The following is a 16,190-nucleotide window of genomic DNA, read 5'->3' as shown; positions in this document are numbered from 1 at the left end:
ATTATTCTTTGATTTAGAGCCTTGCAAAGTTAAATCTTTGTGGTATAATAAAGATATACTAAAATTGAATATTTTTCGTACCACTGGGGGAGCTCTGTTAGAGCTGAGAAAGAAATTTGATTTCTTGACCCCTTGAACCTGATCTGGGTAATACTAGCGTAGGGAAGTGGGCTTTTGAGAGGGTATTTATCTGCCTGTTCTTGTTTATAAATTCAAAAGCACAGTTCCTATTAGGGGCTGTGCTTTTTTCAATTCAATCAAATTATTAACAGAGGTGAATATCATTAAAACAATAAGACTTACCTTTTCTGCATTATTGGTGGCTATAGGGACGATGACAGGGCACTTAATTTATATACCTGTCGGGATTGCAAAGTGTTTTCCTGTTCAACATGCTATTAATATCATATCAGCTATATTTTTAGGTCCAAGATATGCTGTATTAAATGCATTTGTTATATCTTTGCTTAGAAATATTTTGGGGGTTGGTTCTTTATTGGCCTTTCCAGGTAGTATGATAGGTGCTTTTCTAGCAGGGGTTTTATTCAAAAAGACCGCTAATAGATTCTATACTATTGGTGGAGAGGTTTTTGGAACAGGTATCTTAGGGGGATTGTTTTCGTATCCTATTGCAAAATTTCTAATGGGCAAGGAGATAATGGCTTTCTTCTTTGTAATACCTTTTTTAGTAAGTACAATTGGAGGAAGCTTTATAGGGTATCTGCTAGTGAGAATATTTGAGAATAATAAAATCTTTAAAGAACTTAAGGAGGTGGATAGATAAAATGAAGCAAGCCTTAACAATTGCAGGGTCTGACTCTGGTGGAGGAGCAGGGATTCAGGCTGATTTAAAGACGATGACAGCCTTTGGAGTCTATGGGGCATCGGTAATTACTGCTGTTACTGCTCAAAATACACTAGGAGTCCAAGGTTTTGAAACGATGAGTATAGATTTAGTTGACAAGCAACTTGATTCAGTATTGAGTGATTTGAATTTTTCTGCTGCAAAGACTGGAATGTTAGCAACTAGTCAGATTATCAAGGTAGTAGCTAAGAAGGTTAAAGAGTATCAGCTTGAGAATTTAGTAGTTGATCCAGTCATGGTGGCTACTAGTGGTGATATTCTATTGGCTAAGGAGGCTATTGCTACAATTAAGGAAGAATTGATTCCTCTAGCTAAGGTAATTACTCCAAATTTGAATGAGGCTAAGGTCTTGATTGGTAGAGATATAGCTGAAGAGGTATCTTTAGAGCTTTTAGCTAGTGAACTACATAAGTTAGGTTCAGAGTATGTCTTAGTTAAAGGCGGTCATCAGGTTGGTGAGAATGCCATCGACTTACTTTATGATGGAGTAGAGTTTATTGAATATACTAGCAAAAGGGTTGATACTAAGGATACCCATGGGACAGGATGTACTCTATCCTCAGCTATAGCTAGCAATTTAGCTTTAGGTTATGATGTCAAAGAGGCAGTCAAGAGAAGTAAGAAGTATATTACTGAGGCAATTAAGGCTGGTTGTAATGTTGGTAATGGTAATAATCCTGTCAATCATTTTGCTATGGTATATAGTTTTGAATAGAATTGGATAATTATTACCCTAATTAAAAGATGAAGGGAGAGCTTCTAATGGAGAAGATAATAGCCAAGATTAAAGAAGAGAGACCTTTGGTCCATCATATAACCAATAATGTGACTGTCAATGATTCTGCTAATATTACTCTTTATTGGGGTGGACTGCCTGTAATGGCTTATGCCAAAGAAGAGGTAGCAGAGATGGTGGAAGCTGCTTCTGCTCTGGTTTTAAATATTGGAACCTTAACTGCTGACTCTGTAGAAGCAATGCTGATAGCTGGCAAAGAGGCTAATAAGTTAGGAATTCCAATTATCTTTGATCCAGTAGGAGTAGGTGCTACCACTTTTAGAACAGAGGTTGCCCTAAAGATACTAAGGGAACTAGATATAGCTGTTATTAAAGGTAATCAAGGTGAAATAAGTATTTTGGCTGGTCAGCAGGGTGAAGTCAAGGGAGTAGAAGCTGTTGGTGAATATAAAAATATTGCAGAGACTGCTCAAAAATTAGCCAAAGGACAGAAAGCAGTTGTAGTTGTTTCTGGGGTTAAAGATATTATTAGTGATGGAGATAAAGTCTATCAGGTCAGTAATGGTAATAACTTGATGGGGCAGGTAGTAGGAACAGGCTGCATGTTAGGTAGTACTTTAGGAGTATTCTGTGGAGTAAGTAGTAATTATCTGGAAGCTACTTTATCTGCTGTAACAGCTTATGGGATAGCAGGAGAGAAGGCTAGTAAAAAGGCAACTCAACCTGCTAGCTATAAGGTGGCTTTTTTGGATAGCATTAGTGAATTGAGCGATGAGGATTTGGCTAGGGAGCAGCAAGTGGAGCAAGTGATGTAATAGAAGGATATTATGACACTTTTTTAGTTAAAAATTAAGAGTTAAAAATTAAGAATTAAAAAGATTTTAAACTGAAGAAAATTACTGTTTGAATGAAGCAAATGTTTTCAAAGAATAATGATAACAGCATGGTTTTTTGAAGTAGAAGTACTATATTTGTTAATCTAAAAAAGGTTGATTGCGTAGTGAGTTTAATTTTTTTCTTGATTTTTTGGTTACTTTTTCATCAAGGACGCCCCGTAGGAAGTAGTCTTGGGCTGAAAACGTAACTCGCCCTTAGGCGAAACCTAAAGCAGAGTTTTTAATAAAAACGCCAATCTAAGATAATACTCAAAAGATAAAAAAAGTATCACACTATACCCATTAACCAACATGAATAAAGATGCAACTAGTAATTACTAGTTACCAAAATAAGGGAGGAATGTCAAATGACACAGATGACAAAAGCAAGAGCAGGGGAGATAACTGCTGAAATGAAGAGAGTTGCAGAAAAAGAAGGGTTAAGTGCAGAATTTATCCGCCAAGGGGTAGCAGAAGGGACAATCGTTATTCCTGCTAATAAGAATCACAAGAACCTAGATCCAAATGGCTTTGGAAAAGGATTATCAACTAAGGTAAATGCCAACTTTGGTACCTCTGAGGACTATCCAGAGATAGAAAAGGAGCTAAAGAAGCTAGAGGTATCTGTAGAAGCAGGTGCTGATGCAGTAATGGATTTATCTACAGGTGAGAAGATAAATGAAACTAGAAGAGCAATTTTAGATAAAGCTACTGTCCCTTTAGGAACTGTACCAATTTATCAAGCGACAGTAGAGACTTTACAAGCTGAAAAAGCAATTATAGATATGACAGTCGATGATCTATTTAGAGTCATTGAAGAGCAGGCTAAAGATGGTGTAGACTTTATTACTGTCCACTGTGGTCTAACTTTGGAGACAATCCGTCATCTAAGGGATGAAGGTAGAGTAACTGATATAGTCAGTCGTGGTGGCTCTTTTATGACTGGTTGGATGTTACATAATAATGCTGAAAATCCATTGTATGAGTACTATGATAGACTATTAGAGATCTGCTATGAATATGATGTAACTTTGAGTTTAGGTGATGGTTTAAGACCAGGCTCCTTAGCTGATGCTACTGATCGAGCTCAAATCCATGAGTTATTGGTATTGGCTGAATTGGTAGATAGAGCTAGAGATGCTGAGGTACAGGTAATGGTAGAGGGACCAGGTCATGTTCCTTTTGATCAGATAGAGACAAATATTAAGATACAAAAAGAGTTATGTAAAGATGCACCTTTTTATGTCTTAGGGCCATTGGTAACAGATATTGCCTTAGGATATGACCATATCACTGCTGCTATTGGTGGAACTTTAGCAGCTAGTGCTGGGGCTGATTTTTTATGCTATGTAACTCCTGCAGAGCATATCGGTTTACCTACCATTGAGGATGTTAGAGAAGGGGTAATTGCCAGTAAGATTGCAGCTCATGCTGCTGATATTGCAAAAGGAGTGCCAGGGGCAAAAGAGAGAGATTTAGAGATGGCTAAAGCAAGAAAGAGCTTAGATTGGGAGCGACAGATTGAATTATCTATTGATCCTAAAAAGGCTAGAGAGTCAAGGGATGCTCATAACCAAATCTTAAAAGATGAAGAGGCTTGCACTATGTGTGGTTCTTATTGTGCCATGAAGATAGTAGATGAGGCTTTATAGTAAGAGAGAAAAATAAGCTGGATCATAATATTATGATCCAGCTTATTTTTATTTTATTTCACTAAAGATAAAAGGAAAATAAGTCTGCTTAAAGAATATAGAATTAAAAGCTAACTTTTTTAATTGATTAATATTATAGTATGATTTGAGATTAGAAAGAAATTATTTAGCAAGGGAGAACTTGAAACTAGGAGGAATATAATGGATAAAAATAGCAAGGTATTACTTGGGACTATTGTGATTTTAGTAGTAATTGTCCTAGGTGCTAATTGGTATCTAGGGAATATAGTAGAAGATAGGCTTACAGAGAGCCTTGAACTAGAATTAAAGAAGGGGGATATTCCTTTTGATGTTGAGTATAGCAGAGTAGTGGCAACTCCTCTATTAAGTCAAGTTACTTATCATCAAATAATGATTAAGGATAAAGATTATAACAATGGCTTTATAAGTATTGATAAGATGGTGGTTAAGCTACCTTACCAAGATTCCTTTATGTTGGCTAAGGAAGATAAGCTCAAAGAGCTGCATGGTTTGGTTGCCAAGATAGATAATTTAAAGGTTGAAGATAGCTTAGAGGATCTATCAATTGGATTTGAACAGCTGAGTATAGATTATAAAGGGCAGTTACCTTTAAAGAGATTAGAGGATGACTTTAATCCTCTACTTCAAGATAAGCAAGCAATAGCTATATCCTTTAGTGGGTTTAATGTAGAATTGCCAGATAATATTAGAGAAAAACTCTCGTCTGCAGAATTAGAAAATAAGCTAACTAAGATAGATGAATTTATTTTTGACTTTGATTATAACCCTGCTAAAAAAGAGGTGAAGCTCAACAACTATAAGGTGGATTCTCCATTATTCTTTGCTGAGGCTTCTGAAGTAGTCCATTATAATGGAAATAGCTTAGAGGATTTAGAGATAACTGATATCTCTGGAGAAGGGACTTTTGAATTTAAGGGTGATGGAGTAGAGTTTGGTAATCCTGAAACAACTGGTCGTTATACCCTAGGAAATATCACTACAGACTCTAAATTCAATAGTAGCCATAGGCAGAAATTAATTAGAGATGATATGACTAATCCTAAAGCTGTTTGGGTTGAATCAATCAAGAATATCGGTGATGGAGAGTATAACTTTACTTTAGAAGGATTTAAAGCAGAATTTGCAGGTAGGCTAAAGGAGCAGCTATCCTATAATCCTCTTGTCTTTATGGGTGGTATAGATCTAAGTAATCTAGCTTTGGATGAGCTAACTGTTGATTATAAAGTTGATAATAATAATATTAATATCTCTAATGCTAAGCTAAATAGTTCGATTCTTGATATGGAAGTAGCAGGAAATTTCGATATTAATAGAGAGAAATTCAGTGAGTCTAGTATCACTACTTTGACACTACGGGTAGCCCAATTGAATGATAATTTAGCAGAACTTGTTAGTATGTTAGAGATGCGGATGGGGCAAAAGCTTCCTAGAGATGGTGAGGATATTCTCCTTAATTTAAATGGAACCTTTGCCAATCCTAAGATAGAGGGAATGGATATTTAAGCTGAATATGATATTGATAAATCGATACTTTAGCTTAAGAGCCACAGACATTTAGTCTGTGGCTTAGTAAATTAAATGATAAAGTTTTGAGTTGGGTTTAATTGAATTAAATATAATTTAAGATAGGAATATAGCACTAGATATTGAATAATAATAAAAGTGACTTTGAAGAAGTTATAATTATTTTAGGGGGCTTATATTAATGAATGAAGGTAGTATAGACCAGAGGAAGATTAAGAAGGGATTGAAATACTCGCTATTAGTCAGTGTGATAGCTTTAGGATTATTATTCTCTTTGACTATAAATGAAGAGACCCTTATGAAGATAAAGAGGGTAAATTCAGTTTATTTGCTGTTAGCGATAGTGATCAATTTTTTAATGTGGGTTGTAGGTGGTTTGAGAATTAAGTTGATTAGCAATGCTTTAGGAGAGAAGATATCATTGAAGTTTGCTATCAAGAACTTCTTGGTAGGAGCTTTTATCTCAAATATTACTCCTTTTGCTTCTGGAGGAGGTCCCATACAGGTTCTGTTATTACACCGTAAGGGTCTTTCTTTAGGAAAATCGTCAACAGTAATTATTGTTCAATTTGTAATGAGATTATTATTCTTTAGTATACTATCACCCTTATTTTTCTTTCTATTCTCTGATTTAATCGACCCTGGGATGATTCCAGAGGAGATTTTCGACCTTTTAATCATATTTTCCTTATCCATTTCAGCAATCATTATCTATTTTATATGGAAGCCTGATAAGGTTAAAGTTTTGACAGAACGGCTGAGAAATTTAAAGTTTTTACAAGGTTTAATGAAGAGTAAAAAGGCCAATCAATTGATAGATAGATTATATCAAGAGATGGAAGATTTTCATGAAAGTCTGTGGCAATTGACCAAATACAAGAAGAGCAGTTTGCTTTTAGCGGCTTTTTTTACTATAATATTTTGGGTGTTATTCTTTATTATTGCACCAGTAATATTGTTAGGTTTAGGGGTCAAACCATATTTTTTTAGATCATTTATTGTACAGACTATATTCTATTTAATCATACCTTATATGCCAACTCCAGGGGCAAGTGGAGCAGCAGAGTTTGGTTTTGCAACCCTCTTTTCTAGCTTTGTTCCTTCATCTTTAGTAGGATTATTAGCAATAGTTTGGAGGTTTTTAACCTTTTATCTGGTAATTATCTTTGGTGGAGTGATATTATTTAGAATGATAGCAAAGTCAGTGCTGAAGAGGACAGGCTAAGTTTAGTTTGAGGTTAATATGAAAATTGATAGAATAAAAGGATAATACGATACTTTGGATGTTAGGAGGGTAGGTGGTTGGGTTGATAGGTTAAACCAAACTACCTAACTATCTAACGACCTAACTACCCAAACCAAAGTGTCGCAATCTATCTATAGTCCTAAACATTAGAAAAAATTAAACTAGCACAATAGGCATTATTGAGGTGGGATGTAATGAGTAAATATGTGGAAGTAATGGTTGATGTACCAGTTGACCAGGTTGATAGACCCTTTACTTATAAGGTACCCGAGAGATTAGAGAGTCAAATCAAGGTTGGTAAAAAGGTAGTGGTGCCCTTTGGACGGCAGAGGGTAGCGGGATACATAATAGGAGAGCTTGAGGCCGATGAAGAGGACTTTAAATTTGCCATCAAGCCTATTAATAAGGTTCTAACAGAATTCACCTTTTTTGATGAAGAGCTCTTAGAATTGGCTAAATGGATGTCAGAGTATTATCAGTCTTATCTAATTAGCTCTTTAAAGGCAATAGTTCCTAGTGGTCAGACCAAGATTAAGACTAAGCAGGTTGTTAAGTTGGCTCAATCGGTAGCAGAGAGTGAGAAGTTACTTGAACAGATCAGTGATAGGGCTTATAAGCAGCAGGAGGTTTTTTCTTTTTTGATAGATAATCCTAACTGTAATCTGAGCAATACTGAGTTGGCAGATAGGTTGGAGACCACTTCAGGGCTGATCAGAACATTGATTAATAAAGGTTATCTGCAATATATAGAAAAAGAGGTTAAAAGAAATCCTCACAGCCACCATAATTTTAAGGCAACTCAACCCTTAGCACCAACATCTGAACAGCAGGTTGCGATAGAAGAGATCAGTGCTGCTTTAGAGCAACAAGAGAGTTCTACAATTCTCTTAAAAGGGGTTACTGGTAGTGGTAAGACAGAGGTATATCTTCAAGTGATTGCCAAAGCCTTAGAGGCAGGAAAGGACACTATTGTCTTAGTTCCTGAGATTTCATTGACTCCCCAGACTATAGCCAGATTTAAAGGGCGTTTTGGTGATCAAGTAGCAGTCTTACATAGTCAGCTATCGGCAGGAGAACGCTTTGATGAATGGCGTAGAATTAAATTTGCTGATGTCAAAATTGTAGTAGGAGCTAGATCGGCTGTCTTTGCTCCTTTTAATAATTTGGGATTAATTATTATCGATGAAGAGCATGAGACCAGCTATAAGCAGGAGGATCATCCTAAATACCATGCTAGAGAGGTGGCTGTTAAGAGAGCAGAGCTGGCAGGGGCAGTGACTGTATTAGGAACAGCTACCCCTTCATTAGAGGCTTACCATCGCACAGAGACTGGAGAATATAAGTTAGTAGAGCTTAAAAAGCGGATCGATGATAGACCTTTACCTAAAGTGGAGCTTATTGATATGAGAGAAGAGCTTAAAGCAGGCAATAAGACCATGTTCAGCCAGCTCTTACAAAAGGAGATCATTGATCGCTTAGAGAAGGGTGAGCAGACGATGATCTTTCTCAATCGTCGGGGTTTTTCTACCTTTGTCCAATGCCGTGAATGTGGGCATGTAATGAAGTGCAATGACTGCGATGTCTCATTAACCTACCATGCTACCCCAAATATCTTACAATGCCATTACTGTGACCATCAAGAGCAGGTTCCTAATATTTGCCCAAACTGTGAAAGTATCTATATTAAATATTTTGGAGTGGGAACCCAGAAGGTAGAAGAGGGTCTTAAGGAGTTCTTTCCAGAGGCTAAAGTAGCTAGAATGGATGTCGATACAACTAGACGTAAAGGGGAATATGAAAGAATATTATCGGCTTTTAAAGCTGGGAAGATAGATATTTTAGTAGGGACCCAGATGATAGCTAAAGGCCATGACTTCTCTAATGTTACTTTAGTTGGAGTGATTACTGCTGATACAGCCCTCAATCTTCCTGACTTTAGAGCAGGGGAGAGAACCTTTCAGCTCTTAACTCAGGTAGCAGGAAGGACTGGAAGAGGGGATAAGCCAGGAGAGGTTATCATTCAAAGCTATACTCCAGAGCATTATAGTATTCAATTCTCTAAAATGCATGATTATAATGGGTTTTATAATTTTGAGATAGAGACGAGAAAATTTGCCTCTTATCCCCCTTTTACCCATATTATCAGTATAGTTGTCAGTGATGAACGGGAAGATAAAGTAATTGAGGTTTCAAATCTATTAAGTGATATTATCAGAGAGAAATTGCATAAACTAGATGAAGAAGGGATAATGCTCTTAGGTCCTGTGCAAGCTCCTTTAAGTAAGGTAAGAGGGCAACATAGGTGGCAGTTATTACTTAAAGGGGGAGACTTAGATACTATGAGAAGTATCAATCAGGAGAGCTTGATGAAACTAAATGAATTATCTACTTTAAAGACAATTAAGGTAAGTGTTGATGTTGACCCATTAGGAATGTTATAATAATAATTACTAATTGATAATGTAAAGTGTACAATTTACAATTACAAGTGATTGATTTATAGAATTTAATTGTAAATCGTCAATTATAAATTGTGAATTGAATTTTCGGAGGTGTTTAAAGATGGCGTTATTAAAGATTAGAGAGATAGGGGATCCTGTCTTAAGAACTAAATGTAAAGAAGTAGAAGAGGTAACTGATAAAACTAGAAAATTACTTGATGATATGGCAGAGACTATGTATGATGCACCAGGAGTAGGACTAGCTGCTCCTCAAGTGGGTATCTCTAAAAGGATTGTGGTGATAGATGTCGGTTCTGGAATTCTTGAATTGATTAATCCAGAGATTATTGAAAGCTCTGAGAAGACCTATATTGATAATGAGGGGTGTCTAAGTATTCCAGAAAAAACTGCCAAGGTAGAGCGAGCTTATAAAGTTAAGGTTGAAGCTCTAGATAGAGATGGCAAAGAGATAATAGTTAAGGGAAAAGGGTTATTAGCTCGTGCTTTACAACATGAGATAGATCACTTAGATGGTAAGTTATTTGTTGATTATCTCTAAAATATAAAGGATGAGTGTGAGTGAAAATCTACTCACACTCTACATAATACAAGATGAAAAAATGAATATGTTTAGCCACAAATTAACACTAATAGGACACGAATAAAATAAAAAGATTAATTTAAATGATTTTGAATTAATTAGTGAAGATTTGTGAAATTCGTGGCTAATAAGTTTTTGAAATTTATTTTGTTTTTAAATTGGAGGGATAGAATGAGAGTTGCATTTATGGGAACACCAGATTTTGCAGTTCCTTGTTTACAGGCATTGATTGAAGCCGAGTTTCTAGATGTAGTTGGTGTGGTCAGTCAACCAGACCGCAAAAGGGGGAGAGGGCAGCAGGTAAAGCCAACTCCAGTTAAGAAGGAAGCTTTAAAGCATAACATAGAGGTATTTCAGCCAGAGAAGGTCTCTACTGCTAAGGGAATAGCCAAGCTTAAGGAATGGAATCCAGAAGCAATTGTAGTGGTTGCTTATGGACAGATTCTAAAAGAGGAGGTATTGAATCTACCTAAATATGGTTGTATCAATATCCATGCTTCTTTATTACCAAGGTATAGAGGTGCAGCTCCAATCCATCGAGCGATTATCGATGGTGAAGAGAAGACGGGAATTACTACTATGCATATGGATAAGGGAATGGATACTGGTGATATGATCTTAAAGGATGAGTTAGATATTGCTCCTGAAGATACTGTAGGGACATTACATGATAAGCTTTCTAATTTAGGGGCAAATTTAATAGTAGAAACCTTAAAGCAGCTTGAAGAGGGTAGTGCACCTAGAGAAGAGCAAGATGATAAACAGGCTACTTATGCACCTAAGATATCTAAACAAGAAGGATTGGTCGATTGGTCTAAGGATGCTAAGAGTATCTGGAATCTAATTAGGGGACTAAATCCATGGCCAGGTTCTTATACATATTGTGATGGGAGTCGCCTAAAGCTATGGAACTCTAAGGTCTATGATGATAATTCTAAAGCAGGAATAAACCCTGGTACTGTTGTCAAGGTAGATGATGAGTTAGGGATTGTAGTACAGACTGGAAAAGGTCAGTTATTATTGACAGAGGTGCAACCAGCCAGTAAGCAGAGAATAGATGCTACCGATTATCTAAGGGGATATGATATTAAAGTAGGAAGCAAGTTAGGAGAATAAAGCTTATGGAGAAATCAAAGGGACTATTTATGGGACTATTATTACTAGCATTAGCTATATTAAGTATCTTTGTAGGGGGAGTCTGGTATCTAAACTTTTTTGGTTTTAGTCTACTAAGTAAAGGGGTATTAATAATTATAAGTATAGTTTTATCTATTCTAGCCCTCTTATTAATCTTAGGGATTTTAGGTATTATCTTAACACAGAAATTAGGTAAGCCCATCAAGCCTTTAATTATCCCTACTAAGATAGTTATCTCTTATTTTCTACCTGTAATTATCTATTTAGGGGGGCTGCTTGGTCTTGATAAGGAGTCGATTCAATCATCATTTATCAATGTAAGTAATCAGTTGATCAATCCTGAAAAGATGAATTTAGCTCCTGAGGATATCATGGTATTGGTACCCCATTGTATTCAGAATTCAGAATGTAGCTTTAGAGTGACCACTGATCTAAATAATTGTAAACGCTGTGGCAGGTGCCAAGTACAGGACTTGATTGAAGTTACTGAAAAGTATAGAGTCCATTTAGCGATTGCAACTGGTGGTACTTTAGCTAGAAAGATTATCAAAGATATCAGACCAAAGGCGATTATTGCTGTAGCCTGTGAACGTGATTTAAGTAGTGGAATCCAAGATATCTATCCTATGCCAGTAATCGGGGTGGTCAATCTACGACCCCATGGTCCTTGTATCAATACTGGTGTTGAGATAGAGAAGATAGAAGAAGCTATCAAGCAGTTGATAGTTGATAGTTGATAATTTACAGTTAAGTTCAAAACCATTAAATTCATTTAGGTTTTATAATTATCAATTATACACTATACACTGTAAACTAATTTGAGGGGGTTAAGATTAATGCCTTTCTTCTTTTTTGATCCAACGATGATTATTGTATTACCGGCGATTTTATTGGCTCTTTATGCACAGTTTAAGGTCAAAAGTACTTTCAACAAGTATTTGGATGTTCGCTCTAAAAGTAATCTGACTGGAGCCGATATAGCTTATCAGTTGTTGAGAAATGAAGGAATCAATGATGTCAGTGTAGAGAGGGTAAGTGGTGAGTTGACAGACCATTATGATCCTCGTTCCAAGACGCTAAGGTTATCCTCAAATGTTTATGGGAGTAGTTCCTTAGCAGCACTGGGAGTAGCAGCCCATGAGACAGGTCATGCTATTCAGGATAATGTAGATTATGCACCTTTGAGATTTCGCCATTCTTTAGTGCCAGTTGCCAACTTGGGATCTCAAGCAGGACCTTTTTTAGCGATGATTGGTTTAATCTTTGGTTCAGGATTCTTATTGAATCTAGGCTTGATCTTCTTTGCTGGTGCAGCCTTATTCCAGATTGTTACTCTGCCAGTAGAGTTTAATGCAAGTAGTCGAGCTTTGAAGCTATTAGAGAAGCATAACTATTTAGATAGACAAGAGATCTCTGGAGCTAAGAAGGTCTTAAATGCAGCTGCCTTAACTTATGTTGCTGCTACCTTAGTGGCTATTGGTCATTTAATTAGATTATTAGTGCTTAGTAGAATGATGGATGATGATTGATATACTTTAGATATTATTAAGATTAGCCGAGAAACCCTGATCTATATAGAGGTAGGGATGAATCGGCTTTTCTTTTTATGAGTTAATTTAATATATCTATGGAATAATAGATTATATCTTGGTATTATATAAATTAGAGGTTTAAAAATTTAATATTATTATAGAACATAGAAACTACTATAATTTAGTAGCGAGTAAATCAGTGAAATTTTCTTGGCTACTGTTGACTCGTCACTGTTATAATAATTACATAAATGGAGGATTTTTATATGAGAAATGCAAGAGTGATATCATTAGAAGGAATATATAAGATTAATGAAGAGGATGGATTCTCTAACCTAGTAGTAAATACTTTATTGAATAAATCCAATTTGGATAAAAGGGATAGGAGTTTAGCTACTCAGCTTATCTATGGAGTTATCAGAAGAAGAAATACTCTAGACTGGATTATCAACAAATTTGCCAGCCGTCAGGTCAAGAAGATGACACCTTGGGTGAGAAATTCTTTGAGGCTGGGGGTTTATCAGGTCTATTATTTAGACAAGATACCTGCTCCAGTGGCTGTGAATGAAACTGTAGAGGCTGCTAAATCCAAGTGTAATCGAGGAGCTATTAAATTTATCAATGGTGTCTTACGAAATATCATCCGTAATTTAGATAAGATTAACTATCCTAAGTTAGAGAAGGATCCAGTTCAGCATATTAGATATAAGTATTCACAGCCCCAATGGTTGGTAGAGCGCTGGGTAAAAAACTATGGGATCGATAAAGCAATTGAGATTGCTAATAATCTAAACAAAATACCTGCTACTGTAATTAGAACAAATACTTTAAAGACTAATAGAGACTCTTTAATTCAAAGCTTAGTAGAGGATCAGGTTACTGCTGAGCCTATAGCTTTAGTGCCAGAAGCAATCAATTTAATCAAATATCCATCGATAGATAGGTTAAAGTCTTTTGAGGAAGGTAAATTTCAGGTGCAAGGCTTGGCATCAATGTTGGTAGCCCATATCTTAGCTCCTGAGGCTGATGATAGAGTTGTAGATTTATGTAGTGCTCCAGGTGGTAAGACAACCCATCTCTCACAACTGATGAATAATGGTGGACAAGTCTATGCTGTCGATGTCCATCAACATAAGCTAGAATTGATCCATGAAAATTGTACTAGGCTTGGAATTACTAATGTAGAGACCATCTGTAGTGATGGAAGAGAGGTTAGCTTTACTGAGAAGATAGATAAGCTCCTAGTAGATGCTCCTTGTTCTGGTTTGGGGATTATGGCTAAGAAGCCAGAGATTCGTTGGCAAAAAAAGCCTCAAGATCTGCTAGAACTACAGCAGCTACAGGCAGAATTATTAGAAAATGGAGCTAAGCTACTTAAAGCTGGGGGAGTATTGATCTATAGTACCTGTACCTTTACTGATGAAGAGAATATAGATATTATTAAAGGTTTTCTAGAAAAACATGATAATTTTAAATTGGTTGATTTAAGTCAAACGGCGCAAAGCTTTGGATTAACAGAGTATCTAACAGAGGGAACTTTACAGTTGCTTCCTGATGATAACTTAATTGAAGGATTTTTTATAGCAAAAATGGTTAAAAGCGGTAATGAGTGACGAGTAGCTACTAACGAGATTAAAAGAAAGTTATTAAAAGTACAGTTAAAGTATTAAATGATTTTGAACTATAACTGTAAATTGTACACTGTAAACTGAACAAAGGGGAAGGAAGTTAAGAATGGGAGAAAGAGTAGATTTGATGGGACTAAGCTTAGAAGAGTTGAAAGAAGTAGTTAGTTCTTTAGGTGAAGCGAGTTTTCGAGCCAAACAGCTATTTAACTGGATCTATGATAAGAAGGTTATAGACTTTTCACAGATGAGTAATCTTTCTAAGGGTTTGAGAGACAAGTTAGTTAATAGAGCTTATATTAGCCAATTGGAAGTGATTGCCTCTCAAGAATCTAAAGATGGTACTATTAAATATCTTTTTGAATTAGAGGATGGTCAGCGGATAGAGAGTGTCTTTATGCCTTATCAGGATAACAGACGTAGTGTCTGTATCTCTACCCAAGTAGGCTGTGGAATGGGGTGTAATTTCTGTGCTACTGGGTTAAATGGTCTGACTAGAAACTTAAGCTCAGGGGAGATTATCAATCAGATTATAAGCATTGCTAGATTGAGAGATGAGGAGATTAGTAATGTAGTTTTGATGGGGATGGGAGAGCCTTTAGCTAACTATAATCAAGTACTTAAAGCTATCAGTTTGATGAATGATGGTAATGGATTGAATATAGGGATGAGAAGAATTACCTTGTCCACTTGTGGTCTGGTAGCAGAGATTAAGAGCTTAGCAGAAGAAGAGCTACAGTTGACCTTAGCCATCTCCTTACATGCTTCTAATAATAGATTGAGAAGTCAGATGATGCCCATTAATGATAGATATCCCTTAGAAGACTTATTAGAGAGCTGTCGTTATTATATAGAGAAGACAGGGCGGAGGATTAGTTTTGAATATTCTTTAGTTAAAGGAGTCAATGATTCCCCAAAGGATGCTAGAGAGTTAGCAAAACTATTATCAGGGATATTATGCCATGTGAATTTGATTCCAATCAATCAAGTAGAAGGTCTAGAGTATAGTAAACCAGATAGGAATAGGATAAATAATTTTAAAGCTGAATTAGAGCATGAAGGGATAGCAGTTACAGTTAGAGTAGAGCGGGGTGCTGACATTGCTGCAGCCTGTGGGCAATTACAAGCCAAGGAGGCGAAAAGATGAAGTTTCCAATGAAATTGGCTAGAAAGATTAAGGAGATATTTTTGATTGACTCTTTAAACCCCTTTTATCAGAAGATGATTAGAAAGATAGTTATTGATATGGAGAATAGATTAAGAAAGGGAACTGAAGGTGATTATGTTCCAAATGATTATAAAGTTATAATCCCTCTAGAAGATAAAAATGAGCTTAATAACTTAAATACGGAGACTGAGAATAAATTAAAGAAAGTAATTTTAGAGGAGATTGCTAAAAAGGGTCTTAAGCTTAGAGGAGAACTAAAGCTAGCTTTTACACTCAGTACTAAAGTTGAAGAGAATTTGATGGTCATAGGTGAGTTTAGTCTTGATGAATTTAACCTGGAGAATACTGAAGATGGTGGCACGAAAATATTTAAAGTTCCAGAAGAGAATAGTAATAATTTAGCAAAGATAAATCATACTGTAAAAGTGAGACCTCTTTCCCAAAGGGAGTGCTATTTAAGGTTATTAGATAATGGAGTTGAGCTAAAGAGATTTGAAATCAACTCTATAGAGACCAATATAGGTCGTCAAGAGAATAATGAGGTTGTCTTAGTAGATCATAAAGTCTCAAGGGTTCATGCTCAAATTATTAAAAAGGGTCATTATTACTTAATTAATGATCTCAATAGTACAAATGGTGTTTTTGTTAATAATCAGTTGATCGAAAGTAAGAGATTGGTAGATGGTGATAAAATTAGATTAGGGGAGAGTGAACTAGAATTCTGCCTTAAGATGTAAGTGAGGTGA

Annotated in this window: 14 protein-coding genes and 1 riboswitch; all 14 genes read left to right on the top strand. The window is 36.0% G+C overall.

The features are described 5' to 3' along the window. Positions 1-75: 75 nt before the first annotated feature. A riboswitch (TPP riboswitch) is annotated at positions 76-182 on the top strand. Positions 183-283: 101 nt separating this feature from the next. Beyond that, entirely contained in the window at positions 284-784 is a 501-nt protein-coding gene (gene thiW, locus BX659_RS02935; protein WP_097016475.1) for an energy coupling factor transporter S component ThiW, read from the top strand. Position 785: 1 nt separating this feature from the next. Then, on the top strand, positions 786-1,580 hold the full coding sequence (gene thiD, locus BX659_RS02930; protein ID WP_097016341.1) for a bifunctional hydroxymethylpyrimidine kinase/phosphomethylpyrimidine kinase: 795 nt from the start codon (positions 786-788) through the stop codon (positions 1,578-1,580). A 47-nt stretch (positions 1,581-1,627) separates the two neighbouring features. After that, the gene (gene thiM, locus BX659_RS02925; protein ID WP_216358734.1) at positions 1,628-2,416 is read left to right on the top strand and encodes a hydroxyethylthiazole kinase; all 789 of its coding nucleotides are present in this window, start codon (positions 1,628-1,630) and stop codon (positions 2,414-2,416) included. 428 nt (positions 2,417-2,844) lie between these two features. Continuing rightward, entirely contained in the window at positions 2,845-4,128 is a 1,284-nt protein-coding gene (thiC, locus tag BX659_RS02920; RefSeq protein ID WP_097016339.1) for a phosphomethylpyrimidine synthase ThiC, read from the top strand. Positions 4,129-4,329: 201 nt separating this feature from the next. Further along, positions 4,330-5,673: a hypothetical protein gene (locus BX659_RS02915; RefSeq protein WP_097016338.1), complete on the top strand. Its 1,344-nt coding sequence runs from the start codon at positions 4,330-4,332 to the stop codon at positions 5,671-5,673. Positions 5,674-5,875: 202 nt separating this feature from the next. Then, the gene (locus tag BX659_RS02910) at positions 5,876-6,919 is read left to right on the top strand and encodes a lysylphosphatidylglycerol synthase transmembrane domain-containing protein (RefSeq protein WP_097016337.1); all 1,044 of its coding nucleotides are present in this window, start codon (positions 5,876-5,878) and stop codon (positions 6,917-6,919) included. Between the two features lie 215 nt (positions 6,920-7,134). Beyond that, positions 7,135-9,381, top strand: coding sequence for a primosomal protein N' (gene priA, locus BX659_RS02905; protein WP_097016336.1), 2,247 nt, complete (start codon positions 7,135-7,137; stop codon positions 9,379-9,381). 121 nt (positions 9,382-9,502) lie between these two features. Beyond that, on the top strand, positions 9,503-9,940 hold the full coding sequence (gene def, locus BX659_RS02900) for a peptide deformylase (protein ID WP_097016335.1): 438 nt from the start codon (positions 9,503-9,505) through the stop codon (positions 9,938-9,940). A 213-nt stretch (positions 9,941-10,153) separates the two neighbouring features. After that, positions 10,154-11,098, top strand: coding sequence for a methionyl-tRNA formyltransferase (gene fmt, locus BX659_RS02895; protein WP_097016334.1), 945 nt, complete (start codon positions 10,154-10,156; stop codon positions 11,096-11,098). 5 nt (positions 11,099-11,103) lie between these two features. Beyond that, entirely contained in the window at positions 11,104-11,856 is a 753-nt protein-coding gene (locus BX659_RS02890) for a DUF116 domain-containing protein (RefSeq protein WP_097016333.1), read from the top strand. A 99-nt stretch (positions 11,857-11,955) separates the two neighbouring features. After that, positions 11,956-12,648 (top strand): zinc metallopeptidase, encoded by a 693-nt coding sequence (locus tag BX659_RS02885; RefSeq protein ID WP_097016332.1) that lies wholly within the window; start codon positions 11,956-11,958, stop codon positions 12,646-12,648. A 269-nt stretch (positions 12,649-12,917) separates the two neighbouring features. Further along, positions 12,918-14,264, top strand: coding sequence for a 16S rRNA (cytosine(967)-C(5))-methyltransferase RsmB (rsmB, locus tag BX659_RS02880; RefSeq protein WP_097016331.1), 1,347 nt, complete (start codon positions 12,918-12,920; stop codon positions 14,262-14,264). 121 nt (positions 14,265-14,385) lie between these two features. Beyond that, the gene (gene rlmN / locus BX659_RS02875) at positions 14,386-15,423 is read left to right on the top strand and encodes a 23S rRNA (adenine(2503)-C(2))-methyltransferase RlmN (RefSeq protein WP_097016330.1); all 1,038 of its coding nucleotides are present in this window, start codon (positions 14,386-14,388) and stop codon (positions 15,421-15,423) included. Continuing rightward, entirely contained in the window at positions 15,420-16,181 is a 762-nt protein-coding gene (locus BX659_RS02870; RefSeq protein ID WP_097016329.1) for an FhaA domain-containing protein, read from the top strand. The genes rlmN and BX659_RS02870 overlap by 4 nt, the downstream gene beginning before the upstream one ends. Positions 16,182-16,190 lie beyond the last annotated feature (9 nt).

It is taken from the genome of Orenia metallireducens, assembly GCF_003001995.1.
Taxonomy (GTDB): Bacteria; Bacillota; Halanaerobiia; order Halobacteroidales; family Halobacteroidaceae; genus Orenia; species Orenia metallireducens_B.
The sequence above is the reverse complement of the archived record's forward strand: the minus strand, read 5'-3'. Positions and strand labels throughout refer to the sequence as shown.

Excerpts from the sequence above, each read along its gene's own strand:
- thiD (WP_097016341.1), top strand. The coding sequence starts at position 786 with ATGAAGCAAGCCTTAACAATTGCAGGGTCTGACTCTGGTGGAGGAGCA.
- thiM (WP_216358734.1), top strand. The coding sequence starts at position 1,628 with ATGGAGAAGATAATAGCCAAGATTAAAGAAGAGAGACCTTTGGTCCAT.
- thiC (WP_097016339.1), top strand. The coding sequence starts at position 2,845 with ATGACACAGATGACAAAAGCAAGAGCAGGGGAGATAACTGCTGAAATG.
- BX659_RS02915 (WP_097016338.1), top strand. The coding sequence starts at position 4,330 with ATGGATAAAAATAGCAAGGTATTACTTGGGACTATTGTGATTTTAGTA.
- BX659_RS02910 (WP_097016337.1), top strand. The coding sequence starts at position 5,876 with ATGAATGAAGGTAGTATAGACCAGAGGAAGATTAAGAAGGGATTGAAA.
- priA (WP_097016336.1), top strand. The coding sequence starts at position 7,135 with ATGAGTAAATATGTGGAAGTAATGGTTGATGTACCAGTTGACCAGGTT.
- def (WP_097016335.1), top strand. The coding sequence starts at position 9,503 with ATGGCGTTATTAAAGATTAGAGAGATAGGGGATCCTGTCTTAAGAACT.
- fmt (WP_097016334.1), top strand. The coding sequence starts at position 10,154 with ATGAGAGTTGCATTTATGGGAACACCAGATTTTGCAGTTCCTTGTTTA.
- BX659_RS02890 (WP_097016333.1), top strand. The coding sequence starts at position 11,104 with ATGGAGAAATCAAAGGGACTATTTATGGGACTATTATTACTAGCATTA.
- BX659_RS02885 (WP_097016332.1), top strand. The coding sequence starts at position 11,956 with ATGCCTTTCTTCTTTTTTGATCCAACGATGATTATTGTATTACCGGCG.
- rsmB (WP_097016331.1), top strand. The coding sequence starts at position 12,918 with ATGAGAAATGCAAGAGTGATATCATTAGAAGGAATATATAAGATTAAT.
- rlmN (WP_097016330.1), top strand. The coding sequence starts at position 14,386 with ATGGGAGAAAGAGTAGATTTGATGGGACTAAGCTTAGAAGAGTTGAAA.
- BX659_RS02870 (WP_097016329.1), top strand. The coding sequence starts at position 15,420 with ATGAAGTTTCCAATGAAATTGGCTAGAAAGATTAAGGAGATATTTTTG.